Annotated in this window: 17 protein-coding genes and 2 pseudogenes; 6 read left to right on the top strand and 13 right to left on the bottom strand. The window is 68.7% G+C overall.

Going from position 1 to position 14,860, the window contains the following annotated elements:
• Nucleotides 1–304 precede the first annotated feature (304 nt).
• Entirely contained in the window at nt 305–1,111 is an 807-nt protein-coding gene (locus ABD899_RS14010; protein WP_345207050.1) for an isocitrate lyase/PEP mutase family protein, read from the top strand.
• A gap of 127 nt (nt 1,112–1,238) precedes the next feature.
• Here the strand turns inward: ABD899_RS14010 and ABD899_RS14005 are convergent, their stop codons facing one another.
• Both ABD899_RS14005 and ABD899_RS14000 read right to left on the bottom strand, forming a co-directional pair.
• Nucleotides 1,239–1,568, bottom strand: coding sequence for a VOC family protein (locus ABD899_RS14005; RefSeq protein WP_345207049.1), 330 nt, complete (start codon nt 1,566–1,568; stop codon nt 1,239–1,241).
• Between the two features lie 250 nt (nt 1,569–1,818).
• Nucleotides 1,819–2,583, bottom strand: coding sequence for a hypothetical protein (locus tag ABD899_RS14000; RefSeq protein ID WP_345207047.1), 765 nt, complete (start codon nt 2,581–2,583; stop codon nt 1,819–1,821).
• A gap of 57 nt (nt 2,584–2,640) precedes the next feature.
• Here ABD899_RS14000 and ABD899_RS13995 point away from each other — a divergent pair, with 57 nt between their 5' ends.
• The 4 genes from ABD899_RS13995 to ABD899_RS13980 all read left to right on the top strand — a co-directional run bounded on the left by ABD899_RS13995 (nt 2,641) and on the right by ABD899_RS13980 (nt 6,348).
• Nucleotides 2,641–4,581, top strand: coding sequence for a sensor histidine kinase (locus ABD899_RS13995; protein WP_345207045.1), 1,941 nt, complete (start codon nt 2,641–2,643; stop codon nt 4,579–4,581).
• Nucleotides 4,578–5,222 (top strand): response regulator transcription factor, encoded by a 645-nt coding sequence (locus tag ABD899_RS13990; RefSeq protein ID WP_345207044.1) that lies wholly within the window; start codon nt 4,578–4,580, stop codon nt 5,220–5,222. Before ABD899_RS13995 ends, ABD899_RS13990 begins: the two co-directional genes overlap by 4 nt.
• A gap of 143 nt (nt 5,223–5,365) precedes the next feature.
• Complete coding sequence (locus ABD899_RS13985; protein ID WP_345207042.1) at nt 5,366–5,671, top strand: Ada metal-binding domain-containing protein; 306 nt, start codon at nt 5,366–5,368, stop codon at nt 5,669–5,671.
• Nucleotides 5,672–5,886: 215 nt separating this feature from the next.
• Complete coding sequence (locus tag ABD899_RS13980) at nt 5,887–6,348, top strand: cupin domain-containing protein (protein WP_345207040.1); 462 nt, start codon at nt 5,887–5,889, stop codon at nt 6,346–6,348.
• A gap of 44 nt (nt 6,349–6,392) precedes the next feature.
• Here ABD899_RS13980 and ABD899_RS13975 read toward each other — a convergent pair whose 3' ends face one another.
• Complete coding sequence (locus tag ABD899_RS13975; RefSeq protein ID WP_345207039.1) at nt 6,393–7,076, bottom strand: DUF7002 family protein; 684 nt, start codon at nt 7,074–7,076, stop codon at nt 6,393–6,395.
• Between the two features lie 98 nt (nt 7,077–7,174).
• On the opposite strand from ABD899_RS13975, the gene ABD899_RS13970 reads away from it, so the two are divergent.
• Complete coding sequence (locus ABD899_RS13970) at nt 7,175–7,822, top strand: hypothetical protein (RefSeq protein WP_345207037.1); 648 nt, start codon at nt 7,175–7,177, stop codon at nt 7,820–7,822.
• 14 nt (nt 7,823–7,836) lie between these two features.
• Here the strand turns inward: ABD899_RS13970 and ABD899_RS13965 are convergent, their stop codons facing one another.
• The 10 genes and pseudogenes from ABD899_RS13965 to ABD899_RS13935 all read right to left on the bottom strand — a co-directional run bounded on the left by ABD899_RS13965 (nt 7,837) and on the right by ABD899_RS13935 (nt 14,734).
• Entirely contained in the window at nt 7,837–8,253 is a 417-nt protein-coding gene (locus ABD899_RS13965; RefSeq protein ID WP_345207035.1) for a hypothetical protein, read from the bottom strand.
• A 51-nt stretch (nt 8,254–8,304) separates the two neighbouring features.
• Nucleotides 8,305–9,117 carry a hypothetical protein gene (locus ABD899_RS13960; RefSeq protein ID WP_345207033.1) on the bottom strand — a complete coding sequence of 271 codons (813 nt, stop codon included), beginning with the start codon at nt 9,115–9,117 and terminating at the stop codon, nt 8,305–8,307.
• 134 nt (nt 9,118–9,251) lie between these two features.
• A complete protein-coding gene (locus tag ABD899_RS18975; RefSeq protein WP_425474978.1) occupies nt 9,252–9,464 on the bottom strand; it encodes an arginase family protein in 213 nt (70 codons plus the stop codon).
• A 43-nt stretch (nt 9,465–9,507) separates the two neighbouring features.
• A pseudogene (locus tag ABD899_RS18970) lies at nt 9,508–9,774 on the bottom strand (arginase family protein); the annotation flags it as partial.
• A gap of 101 nt (nt 9,775–9,875) precedes the next feature.
• A pseudogene (locus ABD899_RS18965) lies at nt 9,876–10,022 on the bottom strand (hypothetical protein); the annotation flags it as partial.
• A complete protein-coding gene (locus ABD899_RS18960; RefSeq protein ID WP_425474975.1) occupies nt 9,979–10,167 on the bottom strand; it encodes an arginase family protein in 189 nt (62 codons plus the stop codon). The pseudogene ABD899_RS18965 and the gene ABD899_RS18960, both read right to left, overlap by 44 nt.
• Nucleotides 10,168–10,530: 363 nt before the next feature.
• Complete coding sequence (locus ABD899_RS13950; RefSeq protein WP_345207031.1) at nt 10,531–11,085, bottom strand: flavodoxin domain-containing protein; 555 nt, start codon at nt 11,083–11,085, stop codon at nt 10,531–10,533.
• A gap of 731 nt (nt 11,086–11,816) precedes the next feature.
• Nucleotides 11,817–13,190: a replicative DNA helicase gene (gene dnaB, locus ABD899_RS13945; RefSeq protein ID WP_345207029.1), complete on the bottom strand. Its 1,374-nt coding sequence runs from the start codon at nt 13,188–13,190 to the stop codon at nt 11,817–11,819.
• 434 nt (nt 13,191–13,624) lie between these two features.
• Nucleotides 13,625–13,900: a DUF2277 domain-containing protein gene (locus ABD899_RS13940; RefSeq protein ID WP_345207027.1), complete on the bottom strand. Its 276-nt coding sequence runs from the start codon at nt 13,898–13,900 to the stop codon at nt 13,625–13,627.
• A 189-nt stretch (nt 13,901–14,089) separates the two neighbouring features.
• Entirely contained in the window at nt 14,090–14,734 is a 645-nt protein-coding gene (locus ABD899_RS13935) for a YitT family protein (RefSeq protein WP_345207026.1), read from the bottom strand.
• Between the last annotated feature and the right edge of the window lie 126 nt (nt 14,735–14,860).

Raw genomic sequence — 14,860 nt, 5'->3', positions numbered from 1 at the left:
ATGACTCCGTACCTTGACAGTACGCCGTGCTGTTGCGGGCGACCCGCCCCCGGCGGCGGGGCCACGTCACCGGCTGGGCTGAGGACCGCCCCAAGCGCGCGCTCGACCTGGTGCAGGTCCTGGCGCCCTTGAGGGCCAGGACGCCATGCTGTACTTCGGCAGTGCGCCTCGATAGTCGTTGCGGCTGAGGTCCGCTGCGGCTTCGCTGGGCGAAGTGTGCCGTGGGGCCGTACTGGTTCGACCCTGGCATGGTGCGCTGGGTCGGACTAGCGTGCAGCCCACCGGCACGTTGGCGAGGTGTGGCATGAACATGCACGAGGATCGGGTCGCCGAGTTCCAGCGACTGCACTCCGCAGGGTGTTTCGTCATGCCGAACCCGTGGGACGTGGGCAGCGCGCGAGCGCTGGAACGAATGGGATTCAAGGCCTTGGCCACGACGAGCGCCGGACTGGCCTGGACACTCGGTGTCGCGGACGCGCAGGTCACCCGCGATCAAGCACTCGAGCACCTTCGTGTCATCGCGGCAGCCGTCAGGGTCCCGGTGAACGCTGACTTCGAGGGTGGCTACGCGGTTGATCCCGCTGATGTCGCGGCGAACGTGACACTGGCCGTGTCCACGGGGATCGCGGGGCTCTCGATCGAGGACTCGTCCGGGGACCAGGCCGATCCGCTGTTCGAGTTCGACCTGGCCGTGGAACGTGTGGCCGCCGCCCGACGGGCGATCGATGGCAGCGGCACGGGTGTGGTCCTGACGGGACGGTCCGAGGGTTTCGTGTGTGGCCGTCCTGACATCGAGGAGACCATTCGTCGGCTCCAGGCCTATGCCGAGGCCGGGGCGGACTGCCTCTACGCTCCTCGGATCGACAAGCTCGAGCACGTCGCCGCGATCGTGGCCGCGGTGTCACCCAAGCCGGTCAACCTGCTCATCAACTCTCCGTTCACCACCGTCGCGGAGGCGGCGCAGTTGGGAGTGCGGCGGATCAGCGTGGGAGGCACTCTCGCGCGCACCGCGTGGGGTGGGTTCCTGCAGGCCGCCGGGGAGATCGCAGACACGGGGACCTTCACTCGGTTCGAGCAACTACCCAACGTCGACGGACTCTTCAGTCCCTGAGAGGCCGCGCCCACCCGGAACGAACAGCCCGAATCGCGGCCGCAGTGACGGCCGTTGGACTTCGGACTTCCGCATAGTGTCGAGGGAGGCCAAGGGCGCCCAACGCCAGGATCGGCTGGCTGAGGAGTCAAGCGCCAGCGTTGACAACGCAGAACACGTTGCCGTCGGGGTCTGCAAGGACCACGAAGTCCGCGTCCTCGGGGTAGTCCCACGCGACGCGCGTGGCGCCGAGTGCCTGGAGCCGCTCGACCTCAGCAAGCTGTTCATCTTCGTCTGCTGCCCAGAGGTCGAGGTGGGTGCGGTCGGTCGCGTCCAGGTGCAGCCGCGGCCCGCCACCGGCACTGGGCAGAAGAAAGTGGGGGTTGTCTCCGCGTTGGTATCCCAGCGCCCGGCTCCAGAAATCTCCCCCTCGGCCAGTGTCAGAGACGTTCAGGACTATCGCTCCAATGCGCACCATGCGGAGACGGTACGCCGAGCCCGTGGGAGAGCCGGGCCAACAGTCACGCAGTCACCGACCACCTTGGGTCGGCTGGCGGCGAAGAGACGCACCTCCGCTGGCGCTGCGGGGCCGGCCCAGACCGCCGAGGTCGTTGCGTCCCCGTCACGTGACCTGACATGACGCCGAGCACCCTCACCTGGTTTAGGTCCAGGTGAGGGCACATCGGAGCCTGCTCAGGCTCGCCGCGCGAGCCGGCGACGGAGCGGTGTCACGCGGAGATGGCGGTCGGGATGGGTGCTGCTGCGGCGGTGTGCTGTCGGCGGGCGATGATGACCGATGCAGCGACCAGCCAGAACGGCAGCAACAGGTAGTTCACCAGACCGCCCGGTGGGATGCCTGCCGCTCCGAGCAGGGCGAGCACGCCGAGGACGAGTGTGGTGATGGCGAACCACTTGGGCAGGACGGCGCTTCGGACTCCGCCCAGTCCGATGGCGATGAACGCTGCCGCAATCCCCACGCCCATCGCGAGCCAGCCGAAGTACTGGGCGTAGCCCAGAGTCTGCACGGCTCCGGCGTTGTCGTCCTCGGCGGCGGACAGCAGCGCCTTGTCCCACAGTGCCATCTGACCGAGGGCCGCCGAGACGGTGATCCACCCTCCGTAGGCGACGCTGGAGTAGGTCGCCTCGCGAGCCTCTCCCGAGCGCAGCAGGTTGCGAACGGCGGTGGCGAAGAAGAGCAGGGCCACCCCCATCACGACGATGCACGCCATACTCGCGACGTTGCGGGAGAGGTGGGCGTTCACCACTGCCAGTGAGGCGCCCCCGGGTTCCTCGGAAGTCGATGTGTTGGCCAAAGCGTCCTGCCCGATCCAGGCGAGGCCGGCGAGCACGCCGCTCCAGGGGAGCATCTTCTCGAACCTACTGAGCGGCATGGCCGCCTCCTTGTGATGGTGAGTTCTCCGGCGGCCCTCGCCGGCCATGTCACCCTCGCGCTCCCGCTGACCCGTCCGCATGATGCGGGCGTCCCGGTCCACCCGGGAACTGTTCCCGGGCGTGGTGACGTCGAGTGGCCGAGTCGACACACTGGTGCGATGACGAAGCTGTGGCGAGTGGCGGTGCTGCTACCCGCCCTCGGGTTGGTGGCGGTCGGATCCGGCTTCGCGGGCTGGTCGAGCGTCATGATCGGTGCCGTGGTAGGCGTGACGGGTGCTGTGGCGTTGCTCGTCCTGCGTCGCCACCCGACGCACCGCATCGGCTGGTTGCTTGCGGTGCAGTCCTGTCTGGTTGCCGCGATGGCCCCCGGCGGAGGCGGTGACAACCAGTGGACCTTCGTGGCGGGCCAGCTGCTCCAGGGAGGCTGGGTGCTTGCGATCGTGTGCCCCGTGCTGATCGCCTACCTCTTCCCGGACGGGCATGCACTCTCGCGCGGCTGGGCGACGTGGATCGTGGCGTTCGTGGCCGGGTACGTCGTCTTCATGCTCGCGGCGGCGGGCGATCGGTCTGGTTTCGTCGAGGTGTTTCCCAGCCACGAGCCGCCGCTTCCCACCCTGAGCCAGCCGGTGGCCGGCGTGGTGGGCCTGGTCGCGCTCGCCTTCGTACCGGCCAGCCTCGTGGGCGCCGTGATCTCGGCCCGCCGGCGCTACAACCGGTCCACCGGGCAGGAGCGGCTGCAGCTGCAGTGGTTCGCGCTGTCAGCGCTGAGCCTCCCCGCCATGATGGGCCTGCTGTGGACGACCTACTTCCTCGACATCAACAGCGATGCAGTGGTCTACCCGATCCTTGCCGTGGGCCTCAGCGCGATCCCGGTCGGCATCGGCATCGGCATCCTGCGGTGGGGCCTGTTCGACGTCGAGCTCGTCCTCAGCCGGGCACTGACGTACGGGGCACTGTCGCTGGGCGTGATCGTGCTGTACGCCGCGCTTCTCCTGCTGACCGAACGACTGCTCACCAACCGGTCGGCGGCAGGCCTGTTCGCGGCTGCTGTCGTTGCGGTCGCCGTCCAGCCGGCGCACGCCTGGCTGAGGAGGCGGATCGAGCGCGCGGTGTACGGCTACCGGTCCCAGCCTCACGAAGCCCTGAGGATGCTGGCGGACCGGGCCGAGCTCGCCGACCCCCTGGGGCTGACCGAGTCGATCACCGCCACGGTCGCGGAGGCACTCAAGGTGGAGCAGGCGTGGGTCGAGGAGGACAGTGAACCCGAACCCGGGGAAAGGGTCCTCAGGGCACCCCTGGTCCACCGAGGCGTTCGCCTCGGCGACCTGGCTGTCGGCGTCCCCCCGGGCAGGCAGTTCTCCGCAGCGGATACGGAGCTGTTCCACGACCTGGCCAAGTACGCCGCCGTCCTGGTCGGCGCAGAACGACTCAACGCGCAGCTGGTGCGCTCTCGCGCCGGCCTGGTCACCGCGCGCGAGGAGGAACGTCGACGTCTGCGGCGGGACTTGCACGACGGCCTGGGGCCGTCACTCGCCGCGATCGTGCTGAAGCTCAACGCCGCAGAGACCCGCCCGACCGAGGGGGAGCGTCGGGCCCTGCTCGCGGAGACCCGCGACGAGGCGCGGGCCGCCATCGCCGAGGTGCGTCGGCTCGTGGACGACCTGCGCCCCCCAGCCATCGACGAGGTCGGGCTGCTGAACGCCATCCGTCAACGGGTGGGGTCGCTGTCGGCCGACCTCACCGTCGAGGTCGACGGTCCCCAGGAGATGCCGCCGCTCCCCGCCGCCGTCGAGGTGGCCGCGTTCCGCATCGCCTCCGAAGCAGTCACCAACGCGGCCCGGCACGCCGGCGCATCCCGGTGCCGTGTGACGTTAGAGCTCGACGACGCCCTCGCCGTCACCGTCACGGACAACGGCCGAGGCGCACCGGTAGAGACCCGGACAGGAGTCGGCTGGACGTCGATGCGGGAACGTGCAGCAGAGCTAGGTGGGAGCTGCACCATCTCCACCCCCTTACACGGGGGCCTCGTCGTGCGCGCCGTGCTCCCGCTCGTCGACATACCTCACGACACAGACATCGAAGCGGAGGTCACACCATGACGCGGGTCCTGATCGCCGACGACCACCCCGCATACCGCCGTGGGCTCTGCCTCATGCTCGACGGCGTGGACGGGTTGCAGGTCGTCGGCGAGGCGGAGAACGGCCTGCGCGCCATGGAGCTGGCACAAGAGGTCGCCCCAGACGTCGTGGTCATGGACCTGCGGATGCCCGGCATCGACGGCATCGAGTCGACCCGTCGACTAACCCGCCAGCCCGAAGCACCAGCCGTGATCGTCTTGACGATGTTCGAGGACGACGACTCCGTGTTCGCCGCCATGCGCGCCGGAGCGCGCGGATACCTGCTGAAGGGCGCCGAACAGGACGAGATCGTGCGAGCCATCCAGGCCGCCGCCGCAGGAGAGGCCATCTTCGGCCCTGAGATCGCACAACGGGTGATCGCGCACTTCGCCACGGGCACCGGTTCCACCTCCGCAGCCTTTCCCTCACTCACCGAACGGGAGCGCGAGGTGCTGCAACTGCTGGCCGCCGGTCAGGGAAACGCCTCGATAGCCCACGCACTGATGATCAGCCTGAAGACCGTGCGCAACCACGTCTCCAACATCTTCACCAAGCTCCAAGTCACCGACCGGGCCGCCGCAATCGTGAAAGCCCGAGAAGCCGGGCTCGCGAGCGGCAGCTAGACACTGAAAAGCGGCTACGGCCGAGGAGCGCATGGGTGAGCTGCTGGCTCAGCGGTCGAAGATCCTCCTGCCACAGAGGCGAACAGGCGGCTGCTAGACGATTGTCGTAGAGACGCACCTTGCTTCAGGCGCACACTGGGGTCGTGAAGACATATACGTTGCTGGGTGAGGACAGACGGCCCTACCAGTCGGGCACCCCTGGCACGCTGGGCGGATATCGGCGCAGCAAGATCTATGGACGCCTCGACTGCCCGTCAGCGTTGCGCGCGATTGCACTGGGAGGGTATGTCGAGCACCGGGTGTTCTTCGCCGACGAGGAGGTCGCCATCGCTGCCGGGTACCGACCCTGCGGGACATGCCTCCGACCGAAGTACCGCCAATGGCGGGCAGACACCGAGTCCCGAGAGGTCGTCCGCGATGCCGAGACCGAGCTGCGCATCGAGGGTTGATGCGCGTCCCGGTCGCGAGGGAGTCGGCCGCGAGGCGGGCGACTGACGGCGGATGGACGCAGGCCGGGTGTCACTCAGGGCGTGCTCCGTGCCAGACACCGATGCTGCCCGACGAGGTCCGCGGACGGCTCGATCGCGCCTTCCCGGACTCTGGTGCTTTGGCAGGTGCGGGCGGAGAATCAGGCGGTGGCGAACATCAGCGGGCGGAGAGGTCCATGACGTTGACCGAGTCCTTCATCGTGCGCCGAGATGCCGGCGAGCCGGGGCCCTGGCAGGTTCTCGCTGGGGGTGCCCGCACGGCCGGGTCAGTCATGTTTGGCGAGGCCCGGCTACCGGCGCGATCCACCGGCCCGGGGCTGCATATCCACACCCGCGAGGACGAGGCCGCCTACGTCATCAGCGGGGTCCTGACGTTCGTGGTCGGGGACCGCCGCTTCGAGGCGTCCGCTGGTGAGCTGGTGTGGCTGCCCCGGCAGGTGCCTCATACGTTCGCCAACCTCGGGGACGAACCGGTCTGGGCTTTCGGGGTCACTACCCCGGCGGGGCTGGAGGGGATGTTCGAAGATCAGCGCGCGTACTTCGCGGGCCTGCAAGGTGCGCCGGACCCGGACAGAATCCGTGAGATCGGCGCTCGATACGGGGTGCGGTCACTGGGACCGCCGATCAGTCTCGAATAGGGACAGCGTCAAACCCGAGCAGCAGGACGCGCCAACAGGCGGCGCTAGGAGGCACTCGGCCCTGGCTCCACTTGCGCGGCATTGGCGCGGGCGAGCGACGGCCGCACATGTTCGATGTCAGCAACCATGTCGAGGACGTCCGGTACGGCATCCAGCACTGTGACTTCAGCAAGAGCCCCAACTCGACCATGCTTGCGTCGGTACTCAGAATGGGGGTAGTGGTCGATCGCGACCCAGGAATCACGGCTTCGCAACGGGTGGTTGCGTTGGGTAATCGCTCCACTGTTGAACCGGCACAGCTCGATCTGGTCTTCATACCGCTCGACAAGCATCTTCGTGTCGACGTGCAGGATCACCTGCTCCAAGTTGCGGTACTCCTTTGCCTGGCGAAGGCGCTCCAGTCGTTCGAGGCTCGGCCAGAAGAAGACGCGGGAGTTGATCGCCATCAGGAAGCTCTCCACGGACCCGCCCGGTTCGATCTTCTCCCCCAGGAACTTCATCGGCTTCTGATCGCGGATCACGGCCGGAGGCAGGCCCGGAGCCACCAGCTCGACCGACTCCGACCGCCGTTGCGTCAAGAGCTCTACCTGCCGGTGCGGGCTCACCTGGTAGAGGTCGAGGAGACGCTGGGTGGACAACAGCCCATGCTGCTTGATCGACGGCCAGGCAAGTCCTGAGGCGGAGTGGAACACCCGTGGATACGTGGAGATGAGCTCCGAAACGTCCATGAGAAGACTCTGCCATTGACCAGATCGCCCCCATCCAACACGCGGTCGGCTGGCGGCGGAAGAGGGCACTGCAAAAGTGCTGTCGCTAGTGTCCAAACATGACTGCCTTGCTCGGAGGAGCCGCCAACCCGCTCGGAGCCGTCGTGCAGTTCATCCACGCCCCGATCGGCGGCGTGGCCGACGCGGTCGCACCGCGATTCACCGCCAGCCCCGCGAATGCCGGCCTGATGGACGCGCTCAGCCTGCTGCTGCCCTTCGAGAGCCCATGGTCGCGAATCCTGCTCGCCCCGTGTGGCGACTGGACGGCGCTTGTCAACAACGGGCTGTACGGCGGCGACTCAACCGCTCCTGGACCTGCGATCAGCCGCGCGCTGAACGTTGAGTGCGTCGTGGCCAGCGCTGTCCCACGTTATGGGCCCGGTCACGAGCAGACACAGCTGGAGGTCTTCGGCCCTGCGGGTGAGCCTCCGTTGATGTACATCCGCTCACTCTCGGCCACGGCCACCGACGGGCGATGGGAGTGGTACGCGTCGGGAACGCCGTTCGAGTTCGAGGCCACCGAGCGTTACACCCGCCGGCGCAAGCGCGACCGCTTCGATCGCGAGTTGCTCTTGGACTACCTCGAGCACTCAGGCATCCCGGCACGCACGGACACCGCGTACGGGCCGGCAATCCTGCTCCAGGAGCGCGCACAGTACGAGCGACGCAACATGACACTGGAGGAGGCCCGCGCCGACTTCAGGTAGTGCCCTCTCATCGGCTAATCGCCAAGGTCACTATCCGCGGCATGTGCGTAAGGGTCGGCTACTTTCACGTGGCTCACTTCGACGATCGCGGCCTTGCTGTCCGCGGCCCAACGACGGATGAACTCCGCGTCCGGTTCGGTCGGTCGGCGCAGCCACTCCGAAGCCATCCGGGGCAACCAGATCCCCAACCCCTGGGTCCAGGCTGCCTGAACCAACCCACGGCAGAGACCATGGAGAGCCCGGTGCGGTGAAAGTCGCACGCCGGGTTCGGCGAGCGGCCTGGGGAAACGGACCAGCAGCAATGCCGGCACCGCGCCCCAGGCCGACTCCACCCAATCGCGCACCGTCGTCTCCCACGCCTGGAGGGTCGAGGGTGGCGTGTCGGTCTCATGGCTGCGCAGCAGTTCGCGAAGGACTTCTCGGGTCCTCATCTGCTCAACGAGTGGTGGCTGGCGCCACCACTCGACCGGGTCGCCTGCGGCTCAGGCCGGCGCCGAACGCCTCGCCACCACGCGATCCGACGCACGGGCGGAGATCACCGCAAGGGCGGTGCTGGCGAACGCGGCCAGGGTGACCGGGCCCACTAGGGTTGGGCTGACCGACCCGCTCAGGACGAACAGGATCTGAAAGCCGGGGACCAGCATCAGGAAGCTGCTCACGGCGAGGACCAGCGGCCACGGCCACAGCCGGGCAGCCAGGTCCGTGGCGCGACCGCCAGGCGTAGCCCAGGTGTGCCCCACCCGGGTAGCCAGCAGTCCGGCCACCAAGCCGATGATCGGCGGCCCGAACCCACCCCCGCAGAGCAGCTGCAGCATCGAGAGCGCCACCAGTCCCGCACCCCACAGGCGGTGGTGCGCTCCCCAGAGGGTCCAGACGCCGAGGGCCACGCAGGTGAGCACCGCGAGAACACCGGTGATGAGCAGATTTGGGACGAGCGTGAGCGCGGGCTCACCGCCCAACGCGTCGAACGCCGCGGCATCCGGCCAGGACCGGAACACCAGACCCGGCGGCGCGTCGGTTCCCTGCTCGATGGCGCCGAGCCCATGCTCCACCCCAACGGTCGCGGAGAGCAGGCCCAAAGCAGTGACCGTGATCCGGGTCGCTGACATACCCGACGAAGTCCCCGGTGTCGCCCGTGCCCTTTCGGCGGAATCCACCCCCATCGGTGGTTGCGGTGTCTGTGCACCCGACGCCCCGCGCCGGTCGGTCTTGCCTGACATGATCCACACTCCCTCGAAGGAGGCGAACCGTGCGCGCTCGTTGCCGGCGGTGCCAAGTCCCGCCTCCACCTTCACGCTAGCACCGGCACGGACCGTCGAGAACCCGGCGGCTCCGTGACGAGCACCGCGACGACGTCGTCGCCGCAAGCCCATGACGAGCACGGACGATGGGCCGAGGAGCGCTGGCGTGCACGTGGCGGGGCCGCGCCCTATGGCTGGGACGTTCCCGGGCCCATGAGGGTCAGCAGCTCCCATCCCGTGTGTGTCGCCGCGAGCCCGGTGAGGCCGGCGTGGTCGTAGGCGGGTGCCACCTCGACGACGTCGCCACCGACGATGTTGAGCCCGCGTAGACGGCGCAGCACCGTGAAGAACTCGCGGGTGCTGAGCCCCGCGACCTCCGGGGGTGCCGGTCCCCGGCGCATGGGCGGGGTCGAGCATGTCGATGTCGACCGACACGTACACCGGACCCGACCCCAGCCGCCGCCGCACCTTCTCTGCGATGTCCTGGGCGGTGCGGTCCTGGAACCCCTCGCTGCGGATGATCTCGAAGCCCGCTCGTTGGTCGTCCTCCAGACCGCTCGGCCCCTAGACGCCGCCGCGGATGCCGACGTGCTGGCAATGATCCAAGTCGAGGAGCCCTTGCTCTTCGGCCCGACGGAACGGCGAGCCGTGCCAGAGCGTGGCCCCGCGCAACACGTCCCAGGTGTCCAGATGGGCGTCGAAGTGCAGCACAGCCACGGGGCCGTGAGCGGCAGCCGCGGTGCGCAGCAAAGCAGGGCGATCGTGTGGTCGCCGCCCAGCGCCAGGATCCGGTTACCCGAGGAGGTCAGCGTCTGGGCGCTGGACTGGATCGTCTCTACCGCCCGCGCGATGTCATACGGACCAACGCCGATGTAGCCGGCATCGGCAACCTGCAGGTTCCGGAACGGGAGAACCTCATGGATCCTGGTGGTACGGGTGGAGCTGACGGGAGTGCTCACGGATGTGCGCCGGCCCGAACCGCGCACCCGGCCGGAAGCTCGTGCCGGAGTCGAACGGGACGCCGACAACGGCCGGGTCGGCGTGCTCCACGTCCTCGAGCCTAGGCAGCAGCGCGAACGTCGCAAACCCCGCGAAGCGCGGCATGCCGGGGTCCTAGCGCTGTCCGATGATGCGCCGCTGCGCGGCCATAGCGATCTCCTGACTCTGCACCTGACCTCATGCCGCCGCTGACGTCATGGTGACACAGACATCCACCACCGCATCTCCTGCACACTCCGCACCGCTGATCAAGGTGCCCCACCTACGCCGCCGCGACAGTTCCGTTTGGCGCGGGCCCGGGCACCCGTGTGATCCTGCATACCGGACGGGAGCCCCAGGCCGCGGGCGGTGGGCTCCACCAGCCGCGTGACTGACCCTCGTTGCCATCACAGGCGGCCCTCAACGTCGCGCGGTGCGCGTTGCGCACGCGCAGCATTCACGCCCGGCGCGCGCGACCCGGCGCGGCGTTCACGTCGATTCCGGATGACCGTCGTCGACGCCGATGGCCCCAGCGATCCCACGCGCCCACGAATCGATGGCCGCCCAGTCCCGAAAGTCACCGGTAGGCATGGTGTTCTGCGCAGCCGGCATGTGCCGAACGAAGCATTCACCCAAGCCGATCGGTTTGGCGTCCGGGTCATACGCGCCGAAGAAGACCTGCTCACCGCGCGGGTGCAGCAACTCGGTGAGCTCGTCGAACTCCTTGGGCCGGGTTGAGAGCAGAACGTCCTCGCCGTCCTTGTCGACCAGGTCCGTCCCGAGCGGCCCGCTGCTGAACAGCCAGACGGGGCGGCTCGCCAGCGCCGCCCGATGCTTGCGAGCGAACTTCACAGCGGGTTTGAGCCAATGGAGCATGTATGCCGCGCCACCCAGGACGACTGCGTCGTACCCGTCGATGCTCGTGACCTCCTCAACCGGCCGTGCCTCGCCGGGCCGGCCCGACTCGCTCAGGACTGCTGCGATGCGGTCAGCGATGCCAGCGGTGGCGCCGTGCCGGGTGGCGTAGGCGACCAAGATCTTCATGACGGTTCCTCTCTCGTCGTCGGTCTCATCAGGTCTGCGCCCGTGGCCAGGAACGCCACGGCCCCGCCTCCCGGCTCTGGCCACTGAGGAGGGCGGAGCAGACGATGCCCGGTCGGCCGGCTCACCGACCCGGACTCCGCGCGGCGCTCACGCGAGCCCGCGCAACGAGAAGCACTTCAGGTGCCGACACGGCACCGTGATGCACCTCGAATGGGTCATGAGCGCCGCAGACCCGGTCTCAACCACATCGTCTCGCCCCCGCGGCCTCAACGGCAGCCACATGACTGCAACGTCACAATGGACGCGCGTCGGCCGACACACCCGCCGTGACACCCCCAAGCGCACCACCGTCAAGCGGCATCAGTGGGAGCGGGGCACTGTGCGACACCGAGCCGGCGGGAGCACTGGTCGGCGAGAGTATGCCACGGCGTTCGACGCGGCTTGCCCATGCAGCTTTGACGATGTCCGTCCCGGACTCATCCACAAAACACTCTACGAACCATTTAACATCCAGGCCCCGAGTCGCCGGATGTGGTGCCGCAGCGCGGCCAGCGAAACACCCTCAACGCGGCAGAATCGCAACGCCCGACCATCGGCAGTTGAGGACGGATCACCGACTATCCCGGATGACCGGTCGACGGTCCGTATGAGCGCGAATCGGGACGCCAGCGGAGTGACCCATAGTGGGCGCTGTGACGCGCCCCAGAGCACCACGGCCCAACCGCCATGTGTCAGAATCCGCCGTCGCGCGCCATGTTGTTGAAGCGCGAGTAGTGCCCTTGAAACGCAAGGACGATGTCCTTCGTCGGGCCGTTGCGGTGCTTGGCGACGATGACGTCCGCCTCGCCGTCCCGCTCGGGGTCGGAGCGGTCCCGGTGGAGCAGGATGACCACGTCCGCGTCCTGTTCGATCGACCCGCTCTCCCTCAGGTCGGACATCTGCGGACGCTTGTCGGTGCGCTGCTCGGGCCCACGGTTGAGCTGGCTGATCGCGATGACCGGCACCTCGAGCTCCTTGGCGAGCAGCTTCAGCGCCCGGGAGAACTCCGCGACCTCCTGCTGGCGCGACTCGACCTTCTTGCCCGAGCTCATGAGCTGGAGGTAGTCGATGATGACCATCTTGAGGTTGTGCTGCTGCTTCAGCCGGCGGCACTTGGCCCGGATCTCCATGAGCGACATGTTCGGGCTGTCGTCGATGAACAGCGGACTGTCGGAGATCTTCCCCATGATCCGCGCGAGCTTGTTCCACTGGTCCTGGCTCTTCAGGCCCTTGCGGAGGTCCTGGAGCTGGATGGTGGCCTCCGCCGACAGGATGCGCATCGTGATCTCGGTTCGGCTCATCTCGAGTGAGAAGACCGCGGTGGCGAGGTTGTGCTTGATGGCTGCCGCACGGGCGATGTCGATACCGAGGGTCGACTTACCGACAGCCGGACGGGCCGCGACGACGATCATCTGGCCCGGGTGGAGCCCATGCGTCAGCTCGTCGAGCTCGATGAAGCCGGTCGGCACCCCGATCATCTCGTCGGTGCGCCCCGCCGCCGCCTCGATCTCCTCCATCGTCTCGTTGAGCAGCTCGCCGAGCACGTGGTAGTCCTCGCCACCGCGCTTCTCGGCGACCGAGTACACCTCGGCCTGGGCGCGGTTCACGATCTCGTCGATGTCGCCCTCGCCCTGGCCGTAGCCCATCTGGACGATGCGGGTGCCCGCCTCGACGAGCCGCCGCAGCACAGCCCGCTCGTGGACGATCTCGGCGTAGTAGCCGGCGTTGGCGGCCGTGGGCACCGACTGGATGAGCTGGTGCAGGTACGCCTGTCCTCCGACCCGGGTGAGGTCGCCGCGCTTGCCGAGCTCGTCGGCCACCGTGATCGCGTCGGCGGGCTCACCCCGCCCGAACAGGTCGAGGACCGCGTCGAAGATGAGTTCGTGCGCCGGGCGGTAGAAGTCGTGCGCCTTGACCGCCTCGAGGCAGTCGGCGATGGCGTCCTTGTTCAGCAGCATCGACCCGAGCACCGACTGCTCGGCGTGGAGGTCCTGCGGGGGGAGGCGGTCGTCGGCGGGGCCCTCGCCGGGCACTCCGAACGCCGCGCTCAGCTCCGCTATGGACACCTGCCCAACCCCTTCTCGCCGGCCCGCGCCGGGCCGTGTCGACCGCTGCTGCCCTCGGGCCTCGGGCCCTGGGAGAAGACCACCAGAGACCACCGACAACCCGCCGACGAGTCACCGTAGAGGCCGTGCGCACCGCCCTCCAAGTCCTCGACAGGGCCGTGTCCGAACGGCTGTGCGCAACGTGGGGACAACGTGTGCAAAACGCCCGGCGCCGGTGTGCACACTCGGTGGACAACCCTGTGGACTCCCCGTAACCGAGTCGTGACACGAGGCTGTGGCCTGCGAGGACACCGTCCACTCCATGTGGAGGCGAGAAAGTTTCGGGCGTGTCACGATCCACATGACCCAGGTCACACCGTCGCGTCGGCATCCTGCACTACCGGTCGGTAACAGGAGCCGATCGTCCTCGCGCTGCGCCGGTCGCCCGGTCGCGCTCAGCCGGTGCGTCCGTACCGCTCCGCAGCCCGGGCCCGCGCCTTCGCGGCCTCGGCCTCCCGGTCCTTCGGGGGCGCCGTCGTGACGAGCTCGTCGAGCAGCCGCGCCGTGACCTGGGCGACCTCTTCGACGGCGCGGTCGAAGGCGGCCTGGTTGGCGGCCGACGGCTTCGTCGTGCCGCTCACCTTGCGCACGTACTGGAGTGCAGCCGCACGCACCTCGTCGGTCGTCGCCGGAGGCGCGAAGTTGTTCAGCGGCCGGATGTTCCTGCACATACCTCAAAGGTATGCCGTCCGCGCGCCGGGCGCTCGCGCCGCCGCCGCCCGCTTCGCACGACCCCGCCGCCGGATGCCGTCCGCGCGCCGGGCGCTCGCGCCGCCGCCGCCCGCTTCGCACGACCCCGCCGCCGGATGCCGTCCGCGCGCCGGGCGCTCGGGCCGACTCCGCCCGCGTGGGATGCGCCCTCAGATGCCGGTGTACCGGCCCGGCCGGTGGTTCATGGCGATGACGAGGTTGAGCAGGACGGCTCCGGCTCCGGTTGCGAGGACGACGGCGAGGTCACCGACCGCCGCGAACGCGAGGACGACGCCCACGTCGAGCACCATCTGCACGTAGCCGGCCGGCCACCCGAGACGCTCCTGGCAGAGCAGCGCGACGACGTTGAACCCGCCCAGGCTCGAGCCGTGACGGAACACGACGAGGATGCCGACGCCGGCGAGGAGGTTGCCGACGAGGGCCGCGTAGACGGTGTCCGCCGCCTCCAGCCCGACGGCGTGCGGGTGCAGCGCGGAGAAGCCCGCGACGAGGCTCAGCGCCGCGGCCGACCGCAGGGTGAACGCCCACCCCTTGCGGCTGATCGCGAGCGCGATGAACGGCAGGCTCACGACGAGCAGGAGCCCGGTGAACGACCACCCGGACACCCGCGCCAGCAGCAGCGCGAGGCCGGCCGTGCCGCCGGTCGTCGCACCCCCGGCGTCGAGGACGAACAAACCCAGCGAGGCGAGGACCGCCCCCGTCGCCAGGCCCGCGACCTGCTCGGCGAGCGAGTGGGACCGCGCGGGCACCACCGGGAGCGGGGCGGGTTCGATCACCGTCCCCCTCGTCGTCATGCGTGCACTCTGCGGTCTCGAAGCAGAGTGTGCAATCGCAATGCCATGTGCTGTACACGGACTACCCTGAATGGTCTGCTGATCGCACAATGTGCTCGTAGGTCGAGCAGCGTCCCTCCCGTCGTG

The sequence above is a fragment of the Fodinibacter luteus genome, assembly GCF_039541575.1.
GTDB classification, from domain to species: Bacteria; Actinomycetota; Actinomycetes; order Actinomycetales; family Dermatophilaceae; genus Fodinibacter; species Fodinibacter luteus.
The sequence above is the reverse complement of the archived record's forward strand: the minus strand, read 5'-3'. Positions and strand labels throughout refer to the sequence as shown.

Coding starts and splice junctions, on each gene's coding strand:
- ABD899_RS14010 (WP_345207050.1), top strand. CDS start 305: ATGAACATGCACGAGGATCGGGTCGCCGAGTTCCAGCGACTGCACTCC.
- ABD899_RS14005 (WP_345207049.1), bottom strand. CDS start 1,568: ATGGTGCGCATTGGAGCGATAGTCCTGAACGTCTCTGACACTGGCCGA.
- ABD899_RS13995 (WP_345207045.1), top strand. CDS start 2,641: ATGACGAAGCTGTGGCGAGTGGCGGTGCTGCTACCCGCCCTCGGGTTG.
- ABD899_RS13990 (WP_345207044.1), top strand. CDS start 4,578: ATGACGCGGGTCCTGATCGCCGACGACCACCCCGCATACCGCCGTGGG.
- ABD899_RS13980 (WP_345207040.1), top strand. CDS start 5,887: ATGACGTTGACCGAGTCCTTCATCGTGCGCCGAGATGCCGGCGAGCCG.
- ABD899_RS13975 (WP_345207039.1), bottom strand. CDS start 7,076: ATGGACGTTTCGGAGCTCATCTCCACGTATCCACGGGTGTTCCACTCC.
- ABD899_RS13970 (WP_345207037.1), top strand. CDS start 7,175: ATGACTGCCTTGCTCGGAGGAGCCGCCAACCCGCTCGGAGCCGTCGTG.
- ABD899_RS13965 (WP_345207035.1), bottom strand. CDS start 8,253: ATGAGGACCCGAGAAGTCCTTCGCGAACTGCTGCGCAGCCATGAGACC.
- ABD899_RS18975 (WP_425474978.1), bottom strand. CDS start 9,464: ATGCGCCGGGGACCGGCACCCCCGGAGGTCGCGGGGCTCAGCACCCGC.
- ABD899_RS18960 (WP_425474975.1), bottom strand. CDS start 10,167: ATGCCGCGCTTCGCGGGGTTTGCGACGTTCGCGCTGCTGCCTAGGCTC.
- ABD899_RS13950 (WP_345207031.1), bottom strand. CDS start 11,085: ATGAAGATCTTGGTCGCCTACGCCACCCGGCACGGCGCCACCGCTGGC.
- ABD899_RS13940 (WP_345207027.1), bottom strand. CDS start 13,900: ATGTGCAGGAACATCCGGCCGCTGAACAACTTCGCGCCTCCGGCGACG.
- ABD899_RS13935 (WP_345207026.1), bottom strand. CDS start 14,734: ATGACGACGAGGGGGACGGTGATCGAACCCGCCCCGCTCCCGGTGGTG.